The sequence below is a fragment of the Pseudomonas sp. UBT genome (assembly GCF_050915955.1).
Taxonomy (GTDB): domain Bacteria; phylum Pseudomonadota; class Gammaproteobacteria; order Pseudomonadales; family Pseudomonadaceae; genus Aquipseudomonas; species Aquipseudomonas antarctica_A.
Genome location: NZ_CP168079.1, coordinates 592,886 through 612,290 on the forward strand (window position 1 = coordinate 592,886; position 19,405 = coordinate 612,290).

Genomic DNA, 19,405 nt, shown 5'->3' on the forward strand with positions numbered 1-19,405 from the left:
ATTATTCCTCGATTTCATTCAGATTGCGTCCCGCCAGGGCGGCTTTTACCGACTGGTCCATACGACGGGCGGCAAAAGCATCGGTCACTTGCGACAAACGCTTGGTCTGTTGCTCGATGGCATAACCATCGTTGCCTTTCATCAGTTCGGCCAGCTCCTGCATCTGCAGGTCGATGACCATGCGCTCTTCGGCGTCCAGCAGACGCTCGCCATCAGCATCAAGGGCACCCTGCACCGCTTCAAGCAGGCGCTGGGCATCGACTTGCTGCTCGCGCAGTACACGGGCGACCTTGTCATCACCGGCGTACTGGAACGAATCCTTGAGCATCTTGGCAATTTCGCCGTCGGTCAGGCCGTAGGACGGTTTGACCTGGATGCTGGCTTCAACGCCCGAGGCCAGTTCACGCGCAGCCACGCTAAGCAGGCCATCGGCGTCGACCTGGTAGGTGACGCGAATCTTCGCTGCACCCGCCACCATCGGCGGAATGCCGCGCAATTCAAAGCGCGCCAGGGAGCGACAGTCGCTGATCAGCTCGCGCTCGCCTTGCAGCACATGAATCATCATGGCCGTCTGGCCATCTTTATAAGTGGTGAAATCCTGGGCGCGGGCGACGGGGATGGTGGTGTTGCGTGGAATCACCTTCTCCATCAGGCCACCCATGGTTTCCAGCCCCAGGGACAGCGGAATCACGTCGAGCAACAACAATTCGCCACCATCGCGCTTGTTGCCGGCCAGGGTGTCGGCCTGGATCGCAGCACCAATGGCGACAACTTGATCCGGGTCGATTTCAGTCAGCGGCTGGCGACCGAAGGCTTCTGCAACGGCTTCGCGAACGCGTGGCACACGGGTCGAACCGCCAACCATGACCACGGCGGCTACGTCTTCCAGCTCGACACCGGAGTCACGTACGGCGCGACGGCAAGCCCTGAGGCTGCGAGCGACCATCGGCTCGATCAGCGCATCGAAAGCTTCTCGGGTCAGTTGAGCCGACCAGGAACCGTAGGAAACGTCTACAGAATTGGCGTTCGTCAGTGCTTCTTTGGCCACACAGGCGGTTTGCAGCAATTTACGCTGCGCGCCCGGGTCCAGGTCGGCGGACAAGCCTGCGCTGGTGATGATCCAGCCGGCAATCGCGTGATCGAAGTCATCGCCGCCCAGGGCGGTGTCGCCACCGGTGGCCAGCACTTCAAACACACCGCCGGTCAGGCGCAGGATCGAAATATCAAAGGTGCCGCCACCCAGGTCATAAATAGCAACCAGGCCTTCGGCGTGTTGATCCAGGCCATAAGCCACAGCGGCGGCAGTCGGCTCGTTGAGCAGGCGCAGCACGTTCAGGCCGGCAAGCTTCGCCGCGTCCTTGGTGGCTTGGCGCTGAGCATCATCGAAATACGCAGGAACCGTGATCACCGCGCCGACCAATTCGCCGCCCAAGGTGGTTTCTGCGCGCTGGCGCAGCACCTTGAGGATATCAGCCGACACTTCCACCGGGCTTTTCGGGCCCTGGACGGTGTCGATGAACGGCATATGGGATTCGCCGCCGACAAAGCGGTACGGCAGTTGCTCGCCCAGTTGCTTGACGTCGGACAGACCACGACCCATCAAGCGCTTGACCGACAGCACGGTGTTCAAAGGGTCGGAAGACGCCGCCAGCTTCGCCGACTCACCGACTTCGGTGCGATCAGCGTGATAGCGCACGGCGGACGGCAGGATAACCTGGCCATCGGCGTCGGGCAGCGGCTCGGACAGGCCGCTGCGCAAGGCGGCGACCAGGGAATTGGTGGTGCCCAGGTCAATCCCGACCGCCAGACGACGCTGGTGCGGTTGAGGGCTTTGGCCGGGTTCGGCGATCTGCAGTAGAGCCATGGTAATCAGGTCTTATCTGTCTATCAGGCGTGCAACACGGGCAGCACTGGGTTAATCGTCGAGGCGCTCTTCTAGCTGGCGCACTTCGTAGGTGAGCTTGTCGAGGAACTGCATGCGCCGCATCAGGCGTTCGGCCTGTTCACGTTGCGCGGCATCATTCCAACAGGCTGCGAAGCTTTCGTAGAGCTCATCCTGAGCCACTTTCAGACGACGCTTGAAGACGGCGACACCGGCCACATCGGCTTCGTCCTGCAAGTCTTCGAGCTCTTCGCGCCATTGCATCTGCTGCATCAGGAAGTCCGGGTCGTGCACCGTGACTTCAATCGGCAACTCACCACCGTTCATCGCGAGCAGATAGCGCGCGCGTTTCGGGGGGCTTTTGAGCGTCTGATAGGCTTCATTGAGGCTGGCCGATTGCTCCAGCGCCAGGCGTTGCTCACGCTCGGAAGCGTCAGCGAAGCGGTCCGGATGCACCCCACGCGCCAATTCTCGGTAGCGCGTGGCAAGCTGCTCAAGGTCCAGCCGAAAGCTTGGCTGCAGCTCGAATAAAGCGAAATGACAAGGAGTGCCCACAAATAGCCTCAGATGTTGAAGCTTTCGCCGCAGCCACATTCACCGCGCACGTTGGGGTTGTTGAACTTGAAGCCTTCGTTCAACCCTTCCTTGACGAAATCGAGTTCGGTGCCGTCCAGGTAGGTCAGGCTCTTAGGGTCGATGATCACTTTCTCGCCGTGACTTTCGAACACCTGGTCCTCTTCAACCACCTCGTCGACAAACTCCAGCACGTAGGCAAGGCCGGAACAGCCCGTGGTGCGAACACCCAGACGAATCCCCTCACCTTTACCGCGCCCATTCAGGGAGCGGCGAATGTGCTGCGCAGCCGCTTCTGTCATGCTGATAGCCATCGTTGACTCCTTACTCGTCGCCAAATGCTTAGATCAAGCCTTTCTTCTGCTTGTAGTCGCGAACGGCCGCTTTGATAGCGTCTTCGGCGAGTACGGAGCAGTGAATTTTCACTGGCGGCAGTGCCAGTTCTTCGGCCAGCTGGGTGTTGCTGATGGTCACAGCCTCATCCAGGGTCTTGCCTTTCATCCACTCGGTAGCGAGGGAACTGGAGGCAATGGCGGAACCGCAGCCGTAAGTCTTGAACTTGGCGTCTTCGATAACGCCAGCGTCGTTGACCTTGATCTGCAGGCGCATAACGTCGCCGCACGCCGGAGCGCCGACCATGCCAGTGCCGACATCAGGGTCTTCCGCGTTCATCTTGCCGACGTTGCGCGGGTTTTCGTAGTGGTCGATGACCTTTTCGCTGTAAGCCATGGTACTGAATCCTCACTCATCAGGGCCGCTCTGGAACCCTGTAAAAACGCCTGCGTTTTCCGCCACGTTTCTACAGAGCTTGGGTGGCGGCTTCTATAGTTAGTGTGCCGCCCACTCGATCCTGGAAATGTCGACACCGTCTTTGTACATGTCCCACAGCGGCGACAGAACGCGCAGCTTGTTGACGGCTTCGCAGACTTTCTGCGCGGCGTAATCGACTTGCTCTTCGGTGGTGAAACGGCCGAACGTAAAGCGGATCGAGCTGTGTGCCAGTTCGTCGTTGCGGCCCAGGGCGCGCAATACGTACGAAGGCTCAAGGGAAGCCGAGGTGCAGGCCGAACCGGACGAAACTGCCAGGTCCTTGAGCGCCATGATCAGCGACTCGCCTTCGACGTAGTTGAAGCTCAAATTCAGGTTGTGCGGTACGCGGGCAGTCATGCTGCCGTTGATGTACAGCTCTTCAAGGTTCTCGACCTGCTTGTAGAAGCGGTCGCTCAACGCTTTGATGCGCACATTTTCGGCAGCCATGTCTTCTTTGGCTACACGGAAGGCTTCGCCCATGCCAACGATCTGGTGGGTCGCCAGGGTGCCCGAACGCATGCCGCGCTCGTGACCGCCGCCGTGCATGGTGGCTTCGATACGCACGCGAGGCTTACGGCTCACGTACAGCGCGCCGATGCCTTTAGGGCCATAGGTCTTGTGGGCGGAGAAGGACATCAGGTCGACTTTCAGTTTCGACAGGTCGATGTCGACCTTGCCGGTGGACTGAGCAGCGTCGACGTGCAGCAGAATGCCCTTGGAACGGGTCAGTTCGCCGATGGCTGCGATGTCGTTGATGGTGCCGATTTCGTTGTTCACGTGGATCACGGAAACCAGGATGGTGTCTTCACGCAGCGCGGCTTCGATCATGGCCGGGGTGACGATACCGTCGGTGGTTGGCTCGAGGTAGGTAACCTCGAAACCTTCACGCTCCAGTTGGCGCATGGTGTCGAGGACAGCCTTGTGCTCAATCTTGGTGGTGATCAGGTGTTTGCCTTTGGTCGCGTAGAAATGCGCCGCACCCTTGATTGCCAGGTTATCGGATTCGGTGGCACCGGAGGTCCAGACGATTTCGCGCGGGTCGGCATTGACCAGGTCGGCGACTTGGCGACGAGCGTTCTCGACCGCTTCCTCGGCTTTCCAGCCGAATACGTGGGAACGGGAGGCCGGGTTGCCGAAGTTTCCGTCGACCAGCAGGCATTCGCTCATCTTTTGCGCGACACGCGGATCAACCGGGGTGGTCGCTGAGTAATCAAGGTAAATCGGCAATTTCATGGACTTTCTCCTAATCAGGCTGGCTGGCGTGCCGTTAGCTCTGCGGCTGTCACTCGACGGCGGACGCTTCGATCTTGTCCAGACGCGGCGCCTTGGTGTTGCAACGGCGCTGGTCCTGACGCTGGGCTACTTCTTGCACCTCACGGCGAGTCACAAGATCAGCCAAGCTGATACCACTCAAAAACTCATGGATCTGCAGGCTCAAGTCACACCACAAGTGGTGGGTCAGGCAGGTGTCGCCAGCGTGGCAATCACCCAAACCCTGGCATTTGGTGGCATCGACGGATTCGTTGACCGCGTCGATCACCTGGGCTACCTGGATGCCCTGCATGTCGCGGGACAGTTGGTAGCCGCCACCCGGCCCACGTACGCTGGAAACCAAGTTGCTACGGCGCAATTTGGCGAACAGCTGCTCGAGGTAGGACAGGGAAATGCCTTGGCGCTCGGAGATATCGGCCAGGGACACCGGCCCAGTTTGCGCGTGCAAGGCCAGGTCAAGCATGGCGGTTACCGCGTATCGGCCTTTTGTAGTCAGTCTCATGGACAAGTACCAAGGTGTTTCAGAATGGGAGCAAGTATGCGATTCCCGAGTATTTAAGTCAACTATAAGACCTAGTGCTTTAGTCGGGATTACCCGTAAAAAGGGCGCGCGAATCATAGCAGGGTGGGGTGGGATGGAACAGCGGGAACGGACAACCAGCACTGCCAGACACAACGAAGATCAAATGTGGGAGCGGGCTTGCTCGCGAAGGCGCTGGGTCAGCCAGTATATTCAGCGACTGACACACCGCTTTCGCGAGCAAGCCCGCTCCCACAGGGTCTTGCGGTGATTGCGAGACCTCAGCCAGCCTTGGTGGTGGCCGCCTCGCTCTTGATCTCGGCGAAGTCTTCTTCGCGCAGCTCAGGCAGGTCCTTGGCGCAGTAGCTACTGCCCAGCTCCTTCAGCGCGCCGCACATACCGTCCAGCTTGCCGTCGACTGCCTGCAAGTGGTCAAGCAACTGGCCAATGGCGCGCGCCACCGGGTCGGGCATGTCTTCGCTGACGCCGTAGGCATCGAAACCGATCTTCTTCGCCATGGCCTTGCGCTTGGCTTCCTGCTCGTCGCCGACTTCCGGCTTGACGATGATGCGCCCAGGAATACCTACCACGGTGGCGCCAGGCGGCACGGCCTTGGTGACCACGGCATTGGAGCCGACTTTGGCGCCCGCACCAACGGTAAACGGGCCAAGCACCTTGGCGCCCGCCCCCACTACCACACCATCACCCAGTGTCGGGTGGCGCTTGCCTTTGTTCCAGGTGGTGCCGCCCAGGGTCACACCCTGATAAAGGGTGACGTCATCACCGATTTCGGCGGTCTCGCCAATCACAATGCCCATGCCATGGTCGATAAAGAAGCGACGGCCCACTTTGGCCCCCGGGTGAATCTCGATCCCCGTCAGCCAGCGACCGAAGTTCGACACCAGCCGCGCCAGCCATTTCCAGCCCATACCCCACAGGGCGCCGGACAGGCGGTGAATCCAGATCGCGTGCATGCCCGGGTAGCAGGTCAGCACTTCAAAGGCGTTGCGCGCCGCCGGGTCTCGGTGGAAAACACTCTGGATATCTTCTCGCAAACGCTCGAACATTTTTAATCCTTCCGTTTAAGAAGCTCGCCACGGGCCGCTTTCTGGGTTTCCGTGAGGATGCCACGCAATATATTCATTTCCGCTCGGCTGACCGAGCTGCGCCCGTACAGGCGACGCAGGCGCGCCATCAAGTGCCGTGGTTTTTCCGGATCGAGGAATTCGATGGCCACCAGGGTTTGCTCCAGGTGCTCATAGAACCGCTCCAGCTCGTCCATGGTGGCCAACTCGCCACTTTTGGTCGACGCGACTTCATCCTTCTCAACCTTGCTCGGCTGACCTTCAGCGGCCAGCCAGGCCATGCGCACTTCATAACTCAACACCTGCACCGCTGCCCCGAGGTTCAGCGAGCTGAACTCAGGGTCGGATGGAATGTGCACGTGGTAATGACATCGCTGCAGCTCTTCATTGGTCAGGCCGGAATCTTCACGACCGAACACCAGGGCGATTTCGGCACCGCCGGCGGCCTCTTCAACCACTTTGGTGCCGCATTCGCGCGGATCCAGCAGCGGCCAAGGGATACGACGGTCGCGGGCGCTGGTGCCGAGCACCAGGTTGCAGCCGACCAACGCGTCTTCCAACGTGGCGACAATCTGGGCTTTTTCCAGGATGTCATTGGCGCCGGACGCACGGGCATCGGCCTCGTGGTGCGGGAACAGGCGCGGCTCGACCAGCACCAGGCGCGTCAGCCCCATGTTTTTCATGGCTCGCGCCACCCCGCCGATGTTGCCGGGATGACTGGTATTGACCAAGACGACACGAATGTTTTGCAGCAAGGGAGGCGCTCTCGGACACGGGAAAGGGGAGCAAATCTTACAGAACAGCCTAAGGTTATGCCATGAAAGGTAACGTCGTCCTTCACCTGAAGAAAGTTTCTGCTAGAATGCCCGGCTTTCTTTAACAACCTTAGGTGACACATCCATGCAGCCCATGCTGAATATCGCGCTGCGCGCCGCCCGCAGCGCCAGTGAATTGATCTTCCGCTCCATCGAGCGCCTGGATACCATCAAGGTCGACGAAAAAGACGCCAAGGATTATGTATCCGAGGTGGATCGCGCCGCCGAACAGAAAATCATCGACGCGCTGCGCAAGGCCTACCCTACCCACGGCATCCTCGGCGAAGAAACCGGCTTGCACAAAGGCAGCGGCGAAGGCGAAGACTACCTGTGGATCATCGACCCACTGGATGGCACCACCAACTTCCTGCGCGGCATCCCACACTTTGCCGTGAGCATTGCCTGCAAATACCGTGGCCGCCTGGAACACGCTGTCGTGCTCGACCCGGTTCGCCAGGAAGAATTCACCGCCAGCCGTGGCCGTGGCGCCCAGCTGAACGGTCGTCGCCTGCGTGTAAGCGGTCGTACCAGCCTGGACGGCGCCCTGCTGGGCACTGGCTTCCCGTTCCGTGACGACCAGATGGACAACCTGGAAAACTACCTGGGCATGTTCCGCGCCCTGGTTGGCCAAACCGCCGGCATCCGTCGCGCCGGTGCTGCCAGCCTGGACCTGGCTTACGTTGCCGCCGGTCGTTTTGATGCGTTCTGGGAGTCGGGCCTGTCCGAGTGGGACATGGCGGCAGGCGCCCTGCTGATCCAGGAAGCTGGCGGCCTGGTGAGCGACTTCACCGGTGGTCACGACTTCCTTGAGAAAGGCCACGTCGTTGCCGGTAACACCAAATGCTTCAAGGCAGTATTGACGGCGATCCAGCCGCACCTGCCGGCTTCGCTGAAGCGTTAAGCGAGCGAGCACAAAAAAGCACCCCGAGGGGTGCTTTTTTTATGCCTGGGATTTGGGCGATACGGCAATTCCAGCTACAACCGATACCCAATGTGGCAGCGGGCTTGCTCGCGAAAGCGGTGGGTCAGTCAATAAATCTGTTGATTGACACTACGCCTTCGCGAGCAAGCCCGCTCCCACATTTTGAACCGCACCCGACTTGGAATTACTGCTGGTTCTGACCCAGGATCAGACGACCTTCTTTATCGACTGGAATCTGGCCACCGGGATCACGGTCCATGCGCACCGAACCTTCCTTGCCATCCAGGGTGTACCGCACGTCATAGCCGACAACTTTGTCGCTGATGTCGTTGACGGTGTTACAACGGGTTTGCGTAGTGGTGTAGGTATCGCGGTTCTGCATGCCTTCCTGAACCTTGTTACCCGCGTAACCGCCACCCACCGCACCAGCTACAGTCGCCAGCTTCTTGCCATTACCGCCACCGACCTGGTTGCCCAACAGGCCACCCGCCAGCGCACCGACCACGGTACCGACGATTTGATGTTGATCCTGCACAGGCTTCTGCCGGGTCACGGCGACGTCCTTACAGACTTCGCGCGGGGTTTTAATCTGGGTTTTCACCGGCTGCACCGCCAGCACTTGCGCATACTCAGGGCCGCTTTTTACCAGGCTGTAGGTGGCAACAGCACCCCCGGCAGTCACACCGACAGCACCCAATACCGCACCAACCAGCAACGACTTGTTCACGTGAACCTCCTGACCATCACAAACGGACCGAAACGTCCGCGCTATACCCAGCCTTGGAGCGAAAAAAAAGGCGCGAGTTCAATACTCGCGCCTTCTTTGTAACAGCGTGTCAACAAGCGCCCATCAAGGGCGGTCGTCGACCTCCTTGCCGGTAGTGGCAGGCGGGATCAAATCCTCGCTGTTAAGGTTCAGCCAGATCAGCACCACGTTGGCGATGTAGATCGACGAGTAGGTGCCCGCCAGAACGCCGATGAACAGCGCCAGGGAGAAGCCCCACAGGTTGTCGCCACCGAAGATCATCAGCGCAGCAATCGCCAGCAAGGTGGAGATCGACGTCGCCATGGTCCGCAGCAGGGTCTGAGTGGTGGAAACGTTGATGTTCTCGATCAGCGACGCCTTACGCAGTACGCGGAAGTTCTCACGAACCCGGTCGAATACCACGATGGTGTCATTGAGGGAGTAACCAATGATCGCCAGCACCGCCGCCAATACCGTCAGGTCGAAGGTAATCTGGAAGTACGCCAGGATACCCACGGTCACGATGACGTCGTGGATCAGCGACACAATGGCGCCGACACCGAACTTCCACTGAAAGCGGAACGCCAGGTAGATCATGATGCCGGCCAGCGCCATCAGCATGCCGAGGCCGCCCTGGTCGCGCAGCTCTTCACCGACCTGCGGGCCCACGAACTCGACGCGCTTGACCGACGCCGGGTTGTCGCCACCGACCTTCTGCAAGGCCTCGGCTACCTGGTGACCCAGTTGTGGATCTTCGCCCGGCATACGCACCAGCAGGTCGGTGGTTGCACCGAAGCTCTGCACGATGGCTTCGTGATAGCCGGCCTTGACCAGCTCGTTGCGCACCAGGGTAACGTCGGCCGGCTTCTCGTAGGTCAGCTCGATGAGCGTACCGCCAGTGAAGTCCAGACCGTAGTTCAAGCCCTTATGGAACCAGCTGAACAACGCCAGAACGGTGAGGACCATGGTGAAGCCGAACGCAACGTTGCGAACGCCCATGAAGTTGATTGTACGTAACATGGCAGCCCCTTAAATCCACAACTTCTTGAAGTCACGCCCGCCAAAGATCAGGTTGACCATTGCGCGGGTCACCATGATGGCCGTGAACATCGAGGTAAAGATACCGAGGGACATGGTCACCGCAAAACCTTTGACCGGGCCGGTGCCCATGGCAAAGAGAATCCCGCCGACCAGCAAGGTGGTCAAGTTGGAGTCGAGAATCGCGGTAAATGCCCGGCCGAAGCCTTCGTTGATTGCACGTTGTACGGTCATGCCCGCCGCGATCTCTTCACGAATCCGCGAGAAGATCAGTACGTTGGCGTCTACCGCCATGCCCATGGTGAGCACGATACCGGCGATACCTGGCAGGGTCAGCGTAGCGCCCAGCAGCGACATCAGGGCCAGCAGCATGACCATGTTGCCCGCGAGGGCCACGGTGGCGATGACGCCGAAGAAGCGGTAGATGGCGATGATGAACAGCGACACAAACAGCATGCCCCACAAGGCCGCATCGATACCCTTGGTGATGTTGTCGGCACCCAGGCTCGGGCCAATGGTGCGTTCTTCAGCAAAGTACATCGGCGCCGCCAGGCCACCGGCACGCAGCAACAGCGCCAGTTCGGACGATTCGCCCTGGCCGTTCAGGCCAGTGATGCGGAATTGAGCACCCAGCGGCGACTGGATGGTCGCGAGGCTGATGATCTTCTTCTCTTCCTTGAAGGTCTGCACCGGCACGTCTTTCTCGACGCCGTTGACCATTTGCTTGGTGTAGGTAGTAACCGGACGTTGCTCGATGAAGATCACCGCCATGCTGCGGCCGACGTTGCTGCGCGTGGCGCGGCTCATCAGGTCGCCGCCGTGGCCATCCAGACGGATGTTCACTTCAGGCGTACCGTGCTGCGAGTCGAAACCCGCCTTGGCGTCGGTCACCTGGTCACCGGTGATGATCAAGCCACGCTCGATCAACGCTGGAGGACGGTTGCCTTCACGGAACTCGAATTCTTCGGCAGTGGCACGTGAAGCTCCCGGCTCAGCGGCCAGACGGAATTCCAGGTTGGCCGTTTTACCCAGGATACGCTTGGCTTCAGCAGTGTCCTGCACGCCCGGCAGTTCAACCACGATGCGGTTGGCACCCTGACGCTGAACGATTGGCTCGGCTACACCCAGCTCGTTGACGCGGTTACGTACCGTGGTCAAGTTCTGCTTGATGGAGTACTCGCGGATTTCCGCGATCTTGGCCGGGCTCATCGCCAGACGCAGTACAGCCTGACCATTCAGGTCGGCCGGTACGATGTCGAAATCATTGAAATTCTTGCGGATCAGCGCACGGGCCTGTTCGCGGGAAGCTTCGTCAGCGAAGCCCAGCTGGATGGCACCGTTGAGCTGCGGCAGGCTGCGATAACGCAACTTCTCTTTGCGCAGCAGGCTCTTCACGTCGCCTTCGTAGACTTTCAGGCGTGCGTCGAGGGCCTTGTCCATGTCGACTTCCAGCAGGAAGTGCACACCACCGGACAAGTCCAGACCCAGCTTCATCGGGTGCGCGCCAATGCTGCGCAGCCATTTTGGCGTAGTCTGTGCCAGGTTCAGCGCGACAACGTAGTCGTCACCCATGGCCTTGCGCACAACGTCTTTGGCCGGCAGTTGGTCTTCTGCCTTGGTCAGGCGCAACAAGCCGCCCTTAGCATCAGCCGCCAATGTTGCCGCTTTAACCTGGATGCCCGCGTCGTTGAGCGCTTTGCTCGCGCGTTCCAGGTCAGCCTGATTGACCTGCAGCGAAGTGCTGGCGCCCGTGATCTGGATCGCAGGGTCATCAGGATAAAGATTGGGAGCGGAATAAATAAAACCGATCGCCAGCACCGCCAGGATCAGTACGTATTTCCACAGAGGGTATTTGTTCAGCATCACGCCGCCCGCTTATAACGCGGGGCGCCTTGCGCGCCCCGTCGATTGGTAAAAGTTGTTACTCAGATCGCTTTGAGCGTGCCTTTTGGCAACGTGGCGGCGATGGCGCCCTTCTGGAACTTCATTTCGACGGTGTCGGAGACTTCCAGAATCACGAAAGCATCGGAAACCTTGGTGATCTTGCCGGCGATGCCGCCAGTGGTCACAACTTCGTCGCCTTTCTGCAGGCTGCCCAGCAGGTTTTTCTGCTCTTTGGCGCGCTTGGCCTGTGGACGCCAGATCATCAGGTAGAAGATGACCAGGAAGCCGACCAGGAAAATCCACTCGAAACCACCGCCCATTGGGCCGGCAGCGGCAGGCGCAGCGGCGTCAGCCATGGCATTAGAGATAAAAAAGCTCATTTAGCACTCCAGTTGCAAATAGTGAATCTTAGGGTCGGAAAACTCAGTCCAAGGGCGGCACAGGGAGCCCGCGCTTGGCATAGAAGGCATCGACGAAGGCGGCCAATGTACCCTGTTGAATAGCCTCGCGCAAACCAGCCATCAGGACTTGGTAGTGACGCAAATTGTGGATGGTATTCAACATGCTACCCAGCATTTCCCCGCACTTGTCCAGATGGTGCAGATAAGCACGCGAGAAGTTCTGGCAGGTGTAGCAGTCACAGGTGGGATCCAGCGGCGAATCATCATGGCGATGGAACGCGTTACGGATCTTCAGCACGCCTGTATCGATGAACAGATGCCCATTGCGGGCATTACGGGTTGGCATCACGCAATCGAACATGTCCACACCGCGGCGCACACCCTCTACGAGATCTTCCGGTTTGCCAACGCCCATAAGGTAACGAGGTTTGTCAGCCGGCATCAGGCCCGGCAGGTAATCCAGCACCTTGATCATCTCGTGCTTGGGCTCGCCCACCGACAGGCCGCCGATGGCCAGGCCGTCAAAGCCGATCTTGTCCAAGCCTTCCAGCGAGCGCTTGCGCAGGCTTTCGTGCATGCCACCCTGGACGATACCGAACAGCGCCGCGGTGTTGTCGCCGTGGGCATTCTTCGAGCGCTGGGCCCAACGCAGCGACAGCTCCATGGAAATGCGCGCCACGTCTTCATCCGCCGGGTACGGCGTGCACTCGTCAAAAATCATCACGATGTCGGAGCCCAGGTCACGCTGCACCTGCATCGACTCTTCCGGGCCCATGAACACCTTGGAACCGTCGACCGGCGAGGCGAAGGTCACGCCCTCCTCCTTGATCTTGCGCATGGCGCCCAGGCTGAACACCTGGAAACCACCGGAGTCGGTAAGGATCGGGCCTTGCCACTTCATGAAGTCATGCAGGTCGCCATGCTTCTTGATCACTTCCGTGCCCGGGCGCAGCCACAGGTGGAACGTGTTGCCGAGGATGATTTCGGCGCCGGTGGCGACGATGTCACGCGGCAGCATGCCCTTGACGGTGCCGTAGGTGCCCACTGGCATGAAAGCCGGGGTTTCGACGGTGCCGCGTGGAAAGGTCAGGCGACCACGACGAGCCTTGCCGTCAGTGGCCAATAATTCAAACGACATACGACTCATAGTGGTTCCTCAGGGCCCGCTTCTTTAGGAGCAGTCGGCGCCGGGTTACGGGTGATAAACATCGCATCACCGTAGCTGAAAAAACGGTACTCGTTGGCGATGGCGGCTTGATACGCGGCCATGGTTTCCGGGTAACCGGCAAATGCCGACACCAGCATCAACAGCGTGGATTCCGGCAAATGGAAGTTGGTCACCAGGCAATCGACCACATGGAACGGCCGGCCCGGAAAGATAAAGATATCGGTGTCGCCACTGAACGGCTTGAGCACGCCATCACGCGCCGCACTCTCCAGTGAACGCACGCTGGTGGTGCCCACCGCCACCACACGACCGCCGCGCGCCTTGCACGCCGCCACGGCATCCACGACGTCCTGGCTGACTTCCAGCCACTCGCTGTGCATATGATGGTCTTCGATGTTATCCACACGCACCGGCTGAAACGTACCGGCCCCCACGTGCAGGGTCACATAAGCGCTCTCGACGCCCTTGGCGGCAATCGCATCCAGCAACGGCTGGTCGAAATGCAGCCCGGCCGTCGGTGCAGCCACCGCACCCGGGCGCTGGGAGTACACCGTCTGATAGCGCTCGCGGTCCGCGTCTTCGTCGGGGCGGTCTATATAAGGAGGCAACGGCATATGGCCGACACGCTCCAGCAGCGGCAACACTTCTTCGGCGAACTTGAGTTCGAACAACGCGTCATGGCGCGCGACCATCTCGGCCTCGCCACCGCCATCGATCAGGATGCTCGACCCCGGTTTCGGCGACTTGCTGGAGCGCACATGGGCCAGCACGCGATGGCTGTCCAGCACCCGCTCCACCAGAATTTCCAGCTTGCCGCCGGACGCTTTCTGGCCAAACAGCCGTGCCGGAATCACCCGGGTATTGTTAAACACCATCAAATCGCCTGGGCGTAAATGCTCAAGCAAATCAGTGAATTGACGGTGTGCGAGGGCACCGCTCACCCCGTCCAGGGTCAGCAGTCGACTGGCGCGACGCTCGGCCAAAGGGTGGCGAGCGATCAGCGAATCAGGGAGCTCAAAAGTAAAGTCAGCAACGCGCATGATGGGGTTCGTCTAGCAGGGCCGGGAAGTCTAGCGGAAATAGTGAAAATAGACCATGAAACGTGATTGACCAACGGTAATCTCATCTCTATACTTCGCCGCCATTGAGCCCTGATGGCGGAATTGGTAGACGCGGCGGATTCAAAATCCGTTTTCGAAAGGAGTGGGAGTTCGAGTCTCCCTCGGGGCACCATCTTAAAGAAAGACCTTGAAATTCAAGGTCTTTTTTTCGCCTGTAGAAAAGTGCGTATGCACGGGCGAACGCAGACGTTGAGGAGCCGGGACCATGGAATTGACGCTGGAAGCTGTTGCGCTTTTTGCTCTCAAGCTGGTGCATGAGACCGAAGGCGCGAGCCCGATTCTGCGAGATGATTTGGTCATGGACGGGTATGAGCGGGAAGTGTTCGGGTTGTTGGTGCGCCAGGGGGATTTGGCCACGATTCAGGTGAAGCTTGATGAGTGTATTGCCCAGGCACTCAACTCCTTGGGCGGCGCCAATACCGTGATGGGCCGCGAGCTGCAACGGCTTGCGGTGGACGTGCGCCAAGCGTCGACATTCGAAGAACTCGATGCCCCGCTCAACGCACTCAAGGACTACCTGAAAGCCATCCTGTAACACGCCACTCACCGCCGCCCTTCAACCGCCATACGCACCGCCAACCCCATCAACACCGAGCCCATCACCCAGCGCTGCACCACCTGCCAACCCGGGCGGGTGACAAAGAACACCGCGATGGAGCCCGCCATGATGGCAATCACCGAGTTAACGCTCACACTGATGGCAATCTGTGTAAAGCCCAGCACCAGGGACTGTGTCAGCACACTGCCATGGCCGTTCGGGTCGATAAACTGCGGCAGCAACGACAAATACATCACCGCTACCTTGGGGTTCAGCAGGTTGGTCACAAAGCCCATCATGAACAGCTTGCGCGGGCTGTCCTGGGGCAAATCCCGCACTTGAAACGGCGAACGGCCACCCGGCTTGACCGCCTGCCAGGCCAGATACACCAGGTACAACGCTCCGCCGAGCCGCAGCGCGTCGTAGGCAAACGGCACTGCCATCACCAACGCGGTGATGCCCAATGCCGCGCACAGCATGTAAACCACAAACCCCAACGCAACACCGCCCAGGGAAATCAACCCGGCCTTACGCCCCTGGCAAATCGAGCGGGAAATGAGGTAAATCATGTTCGGCCCGGGCGTTAGCACCATGCCGAGTGAGATCAGGCCATAGGCAAGCCAGCTGGACAGTTCGGGCATGGTGTCGCTCCAGAAATAGTGTGTTGGACGCCATGGTAGGGCGTTGAAAAGCCGGGCGTTAGATACAGATCCGCAAGCAAAACGTCATACACACTCACGGGCGTTTGCCGCACCACTCACCCAGGACAGGCACATGATCGACTTCAACAACAAAGGCTTCTTCAAACTCAAACAAAACAACGAATACGCCGAACGCGTCTCCGCCCTGCTGCTCGACGGCGAAGAAGTGATCGACGCCTACAAAGCCATGCGCGACGGCGTGGTCTTCACCACCAAGCGCATCATCGCGGTGAACGTGCAGGGGATTACCGGCAGCAAAAAGGACTTCACCTCGCTGCCGTACAAAAATATCGTCGCGTACTCGGTGGAAACATCCGGCACGTTTGATCTGGATTCGGAGTTGGAGATTTACTTTTCGTCGCTGGGGAAAGTGAAGTTTGAATTCACTGGGAAGACTTCGATTGTGGAAATTTCGCGGATCATTTCCAAGCACCTGCTGAGCTGACCCCTTATGCGCTTAATTGTTTATCAGCCGCTCGAGCTCGGTCGTTTGGAGGCCAGCGACAGATAAAATAATTGACTGAAACAAGCCTGCACAGGGAACTGTAGACCTCACCGGCAACACCCAAAGGTTCCTATAGCCTTTGGGTGATATGTCTTATGATCAATGCTCCCAGTCTCCTTCAACCGTTTCATACCGCCCCCTACGCGGACAACGCCTCAAGCCCTGATGCGCAGTCTGTCAGCCCGATACGAACCAAGCGCAACGTGATCGACAAAACCCAGCTCTGGCCCAATGGTTCGACGATCACGATAGCGCTATATGACGTTAACGAAGAGGAGGCAAAAGCGATAAAGGACGTGATCAACGAATGGCTGCCTTACGTCAATCTCAAGTTCAATTTTGTCCTGGGCGAAGAAGGCGACATCCGTATCGCTCTCAACCATATCAATGACACCTTCGGCTCTGCGGTAGGGACAGGCGCGAAAAAAAAACCGCCACACCTGCCCACGATGATCCTGCCGGGCGATATCCATTCACCCAGATTCCGTTTCGTGGTGCTGCATGAGTTCGGGCATGGCTTGGGCGCGCTGCATGCTCACCAACACCCTAATTCAGGCATTCCTTGGGACAAGCAGAAGGCGTATGACCACATGCTCAAGCACTATGGTTGGACCCAGTACCTCGTCGACAAAAATATCTTACCCCTAGAGCGTCGCGATGAGCACAGCTACCAACCTTACGACGGCGATTCGATAATGCATTACGAGGTCAGCCCCGACTGGACAGATGGCAGTTGGGGTCAATCGGAAACCTGGGACATCAGCGACGGCGATATCGCCCAAATGCAACAGGCTTACCCCATGCCGAAGCCACCTGCGCCGGCGCCTCTTTGCCAAGCGTTGCTTAAGTGGCACCCCGATGAGCCAACATAATCCCTGACCAAGCGATACCGCCCCACTTGACGCACGCAGGGCATCAAGCACTTGCTCACCTCGATCAGCAGGCAAAAAAAGACCTTGGCGTCCCAAGGTCTTTTTTACTGCCTACACGGTTTAGCTGGTGCGCCTCGATCCAAACGTGGGAGCTGGCTTGTCGGGTCGCCGCATCGCTGCGAAGACGCCAGCCGCCACACCCTCAAATCACCCGCTTACACCGAAACCGCCTCGCCCTCCTCCATCACCCCATTCGGCAACATCCCATTCGCCAAATCATCCACTACCGCCTTCGCCATCTCCCCCAAATAATGCGCCGCCCAGGCGTAACGGTCCGCGCTCTTGTCCATGGCGGCATCCAACGCGAGCATTTTGGAACAGTGCAGCAGCTCGGAGGCATGCTCCAGGGCATCGCGAATGGGCACGCGGGCATTGACGCGGAATAGACGGTGGGGGTTGGGCTGTTTCCCGCAGGGGGAGAAGGTGATGACGCCGAGGGTTTTGTTTAGGGGTAGGTTGATCATTGGGCACCTCCGGACAGCGTAGAGGTGTGGACTGCGGTATTGCGAGGATAAAACCGTTCAGAAACGCTCATTGGTATAGCTCCCATTCTTCGAAGAGAGCTGCCGCATTCGTTTCCAGGCGAATGGGTGGTAGCTGTGCGCAGGCTGGAAACCGGGGAATAGGCAAACCCGGCAGACTCGAAAGCCTCCCACGCACAGCCGCCATAACACGCATATGCTGGCACAAAAGTGGCGCCAGCGGTCGTGATAAATGGTGGCGCCTGTGCGCCTATACCCACGGGTTTCCAGGCCCGGTCGCCGTATAGACAGCGACGAGCGAGAACTTAGCTTTAAAAACTGGACAGGCAAAGCCGAGCCTTGTGACGCGAAATGTCCAAAGCGCACTACTTAAAATGCTGAAGATAGCTAAGTAGAAAAGTCCCATCGCCCCTTTTTAATTATCGTCGCTAACAGCGATGACTTTTCCCACATACACCATCGAGCAGAGCCGACATCAACCTCTGATTCCCCCTCGTACGCTCACTCCCTCGCACAAGGAAGTGAGCCGGTCATGTCAGAGCGCTTTTACCCCATCACCGAAGAAGAACAACTCAAACGGCGAATCCTGACTCCGCAGCCGAAGCGGGTGCCCTATTCGCCGCCCATGGTGTTGCTCGACCCAACACCAGCACCGGCGCCTACGCCCGCAAAACTTCCCGGTTGCGTGTTCACCAAACCCTGCCAACTGCCCGACGGCATCATTCGCTACAACGACCCCACCGGTTACGTACCGTTGGAGCTGATCAAGGATTACGGCCATTTCAGCCTGTTGGGTGGGCGCGAGGTGGACAACCGAGGCGCAGTCGCCTTGCACAAGATCAGCGGCAGCGCCCTGCCTGTTGGCTTGGGGCAGTTGGCGTTGCGTTCGGCGGTGGTGGAATCCGCAGCTACCGCCGCTGGCACTGTAGCCGGTGGCTTATTGGCGGGTTTGGTGGCGCTGGCTTGGCCGTCGGAGCTGGGTGATAGCGCGCTCTACAGCGAGGAGCAGTTGCGTTCGCTGCAACGGGCGCGGTCGCAGATGCGTTTGCATGTCGAACAGAGTGGGGACGGCACGCTCAAGGGGTACGGGTTTTACACAGGCAACACTGCCGATTGGCAGATGATTGATGTGGTGCAGTTCCAAAGCCGTGGCGATCAGTTTGTGGCGGATTTGGGTGAGGGCGTGGAACTGATCTGGACGCCTGCGGTTGATCCTGGAGATACACTGGGTATTCCGGCATTGGAGGCTGCGCCGCAAGCGCCGGTGATTTGGATTTACCCGCCGACGGAGAAAGCCGCGCAGATTCTGGTGAACCCGATTTATCCGCCGGAGTATCGGGATTTTATTCTGGTGTTCCCGGTGGAGTCGGGGGTTCGGCCGCTGTATGTGGTGGTTAGCGTTCGGGCTGGGGATCACAAATATCAACCGAGTCCAAGGTTTTTAACTGCGTTTCCAGAAGCCGTACGCGCGCCTTCCAAATCCAGCGTCAGGGGCGGAGGTCATCTTAGGCCCCGCTGGAAGGATCCCCATGGCTATATCTACGAATGGGACTTCGAACGAGGCAAGGTCGAGAAGTACAACAAGCGAGGTAAGCACTTGGGCGAATTCGATCCTATAACAGGTGAACGAACCAAAGACGCAAAAGACACGAGAAGGATAGATCCATGAAACACCTGATCTACGTAGTCCCAGCGGGAAGCGAGAATATTTCGACTGAAATACCGCTCAACCTGAAAGCTGCCGATTTGCTGCCAATTATGGGTTGGGAGGACGAACACGAATGTGTCTATGACTACCTACTTACTCCGCAACAAATCGAAGGTATCGAAAACCTTACCTCATTGGTCTTTCCAAAAAATGTGTCGCTGTATTTGGCATGCGACGCGTAACCATTTTAAAGAGTCGAAACCTCATTCGCCGACGCTCACTTTCAGGGAAAAGACTCCGAAAGATCCCCTGGCATCTCAGGGTTCTCACCCGACTCGCAGGGTCCGCAATACCAAGGAACGG

General features: G+C 58.8%; 22 protein-coding genes and 1 tRNA gene. 7 read left to right on the plus strand and 16 right to left on the minus strand.

Features of this window, described 5'->3' with window-relative positions:
• Window position 1 precedes the first annotated feature (1 nt).
• The 8 genes from hscA to trmJ all read right to left on the minus strand — a co-directional run bounded on the left by hscA (window position 2) and on the right by trmJ (window position 6,897).
• Window positions 2-1,864: a Fe-S protein assembly chaperone HscA gene (gene hscA / locus ACDZ94_RS02740; RefSeq protein ID WP_432751038.1), complete on the minus strand. Its 1,863-nt coding sequence runs from the start codon at window positions 1,862-1,864 to the stop codon at window positions 2-4.
• 51 nt (window positions 1,865-1,915) lie between these two features.
• A complete protein-coding gene (hscB, locus tag ACDZ94_RS02745) occupies window positions 1,916-2,437 on the minus strand; it encodes a co-chaperone HscB (RefSeq protein ID WP_432751039.1) in 522 nt (173 codons plus the stop codon).
• A gap of 8 nt (window positions 2,438-2,445) precedes the next feature.
• A complete protein-coding gene (gene iscA, locus ACDZ94_RS02750) occupies window positions 2,446-2,769 on the minus strand; it encodes an iron-sulfur cluster assembly protein IscA (protein ID WP_003209680.1) in 324 nt (107 codons plus the stop codon).
• 28 nt (window positions 2,770-2,797) lie between these two features.
• Window positions 2,798-3,184 carry a Fe-S cluster assembly scaffold IscU gene (gene iscU, locus ACDZ94_RS02755; RefSeq protein ID WP_003175965.1) on the minus strand — a complete coding sequence of 129 codons (387 nt, stop codon included), beginning with the start codon at window positions 3,182-3,184 and terminating at the stop codon, window positions 2,798-2,800.
• A gap of 99 nt (window positions 3,185-3,283) precedes the next feature.
• Window positions 3,284-4,498, minus strand: coding sequence for an IscS subfamily cysteine desulfurase (locus ACDZ94_RS02760; RefSeq protein ID WP_432751040.1), 1,215 nt, complete (start codon window positions 4,496-4,498; stop codon window positions 3,284-3,286).
• A gap of 49 nt (window positions 4,499-4,547) precedes the next feature.
• Window positions 4,548-5,039: a Fe-S cluster assembly transcriptional regulator IscR gene (iscR, locus tag ACDZ94_RS02765; RefSeq protein WP_003194020.1), complete on the minus strand. Its 492-nt coding sequence runs from the start codon at window positions 5,037-5,039 to the stop codon at window positions 4,548-4,550.
• A 299-nt stretch (window positions 5,040-5,338) separates the two neighbouring features.
• Window positions 5,339-6,124, minus strand: a complete 786-nt coding sequence (gene cysE, locus ACDZ94_RS02770) for a serine O-acetyltransferase (protein ID WP_432751041.1) — start codon at window positions 6,122-6,124, stop codon at window positions 5,339-5,341.
• 2 nt (window positions 6,125-6,126) lie between these two features.
• Complete coding sequence (gene trmJ / locus ACDZ94_RS02775; RefSeq protein ID WP_432751042.1) at window positions 6,127-6,897, minus strand: tRNA (cytosine(32)/uridine(32)-2'-O)-methyltransferase TrmJ; 771 nt, start codon at window positions 6,895-6,897, stop codon at window positions 6,127-6,129.
• Window positions 6,898-7,042: 145 nt separating this feature from the next.
• Between trmJ and suhB the strand changes: the two genes are divergently transcribed.
• Window positions 7,043-7,858, plus strand: a complete 816-nt coding sequence (gene suhB / locus ACDZ94_RS02780; RefSeq protein ID WP_003175971.1) for a type III secretion system regulator SuhB — start codon at window positions 7,043-7,045, stop codon at window positions 7,856-7,858.
• Window positions 7,859-8,063: 205 nt separating this feature from the next.
• Here the strand turns inward: suhB and ACDZ94_RS02785 are convergent, their stop codons facing one another.
• The 6 genes from ACDZ94_RS02785 to queA form a co-directional block, all read right to left on the minus strand.
• Window positions 8,064-8,606: a glycine zipper 2TM domain-containing protein gene (locus ACDZ94_RS02785; RefSeq protein ID WP_053257883.1), complete on the minus strand. Its 543-nt coding sequence runs from the start codon at window positions 8,604-8,606 to the stop codon at window positions 8,064-8,066.
• A gap of 123 nt (window positions 8,607-8,729) precedes the next feature.
• The gene (gene secF, locus ACDZ94_RS02790) at window positions 8,730-9,644 is read right to left on the minus strand and encodes a protein translocase subunit SecF (RefSeq protein ID WP_053257884.1); all 915 of its coding nucleotides are present in this window, start codon (window positions 9,642-9,644) and stop codon (window positions 8,730-8,732) included.
• Between the two features lie 9 nt (window positions 9,645-9,653).
• Window positions 9,654-11,525: a protein translocase subunit SecD gene (gene secD, locus ACDZ94_RS02795; protein ID WP_221295603.1), complete on the minus strand. Its 1,872-nt coding sequence runs from the start codon at window positions 11,523-11,525 to the stop codon at window positions 9,654-9,656.
• A 62-nt stretch (window positions 11,526-11,587) separates the two neighbouring features.
• The gene (yajC, locus tag ACDZ94_RS02800; RefSeq protein ID WP_053135483.1) at window positions 11,588-11,926 is read right to left on the minus strand and encodes a preprotein translocase subunit YajC; all 339 of its coding nucleotides are present in this window, start codon (window positions 11,924-11,926) and stop codon (window positions 11,588-11,590) included.
• Between the two features lie 43 nt (window positions 11,927-11,969).
• Window positions 11,970-13,085 carry a tRNA guanosine(34) transglycosylase Tgt gene (gene tgt, locus ACDZ94_RS02805; protein WP_003175976.1) on the minus strand — a complete coding sequence of 372 codons (1,116 nt, stop codon included), beginning with the start codon at window positions 13,083-13,085 and terminating at the stop codon, window positions 11,970-11,972.
• A gap of 5 nt (window positions 13,086-13,090) precedes the next feature.
• Entirely contained in the window at window positions 13,091-14,155 is a 1,065-nt protein-coding gene (gene queA, locus ACDZ94_RS02810) for a tRNA preQ1(34) S-adenosylmethionine ribosyltransferase-isomerase QueA (protein ID WP_432751043.1), read from the minus strand.
• Between the two features lie 108 nt (window positions 14,156-14,263).
• On the opposite strand from queA, the gene ACDZ94_RS02815 reads away from it, so the two are divergent.
• A tRNA-Leu gene (locus tag ACDZ94_RS02815) sits at window positions 14,264-14,348 on the plus strand.
• A 93-nt stretch (window positions 14,349-14,441) separates the two neighbouring features.
• Window positions 14,442-14,771 (plus strand): hypothetical protein, encoded by a 330-nt coding sequence (locus tag ACDZ94_RS02820; RefSeq protein WP_432751044.1) that lies wholly within the window; start codon window positions 14,442-14,444, stop codon window positions 14,769-14,771.
• 8 nt (window positions 14,772-14,779) lie between these two features.
• Here ACDZ94_RS02820 and ACDZ94_RS02825 read toward each other — a convergent pair whose 3' ends face one another.
• Window positions 14,780-15,415 (minus strand): LysE family translocator, encoded by a 636-nt coding sequence (locus ACDZ94_RS02825; RefSeq protein ID WP_064454052.1) that lies wholly within the window; start codon window positions 15,413-15,415, stop codon window positions 14,780-14,782.
• Window positions 15,416-15,548: 133 nt separating this feature from the next.
• Here ACDZ94_RS02825 and ACDZ94_RS02830 point away from each other — a divergent pair, with 133 nt between their 5' ends.
• Window positions 15,549-15,920: a PH domain-containing protein gene (locus tag ACDZ94_RS02830; protein ID WP_053257892.1), complete on the plus strand. Its 372-nt coding sequence runs from the start codon at window positions 15,549-15,551 to the stop codon at window positions 15,918-15,920.
• A 155-nt stretch (window positions 15,921-16,075) separates the two neighbouring features.
• Window positions 16,076-16,852 (plus strand): M12 family metallopeptidase, encoded by a 777-nt coding sequence (locus tag ACDZ94_RS02835; RefSeq protein ID WP_432751045.1) that lies wholly within the window; start codon window positions 16,076-16,078, stop codon window positions 16,850-16,852.
• A 215-nt stretch (window positions 16,853-17,067) separates the two neighbouring features.
• On the opposite strand, the gene ACDZ94_RS02840 is transcribed toward ACDZ94_RS02835, so the two are convergent.
• Window positions 17,068-17,376, minus strand: a complete 309-nt coding sequence (locus ACDZ94_RS02840; RefSeq protein ID WP_432751046.1) for a DUF3077 domain-containing protein — start codon at window positions 17,374-17,376, stop codon at window positions 17,068-17,070.
• Window positions 17,377-17,926: 550 nt separating this feature from the next.
• Between ACDZ94_RS02840 and ACDZ94_RS02845 the strand changes: the two genes are divergently transcribed.
• Window positions 17,927-19,063 (plus strand): colicin E3/pyocin S6 family cytotoxin, encoded by a 1,137-nt coding sequence (locus ACDZ94_RS02845; protein WP_432751047.1) that lies wholly within the window; start codon window positions 17,927-17,929, stop codon window positions 19,061-19,063.
• Window positions 19,060-19,284 (plus strand): DUF7683 domain-containing protein, encoded by a 225-nt coding sequence (locus tag ACDZ94_RS02850; RefSeq protein ID WP_432751048.1) that lies wholly within the window; start codon window positions 19,060-19,062, stop codon window positions 19,282-19,284. The genes ACDZ94_RS02845 and ACDZ94_RS02850 overlap by 4 nt, the downstream gene beginning before the upstream one ends.
• Window positions 19,285-19,405: the final 121 nt, after the last annotated feature.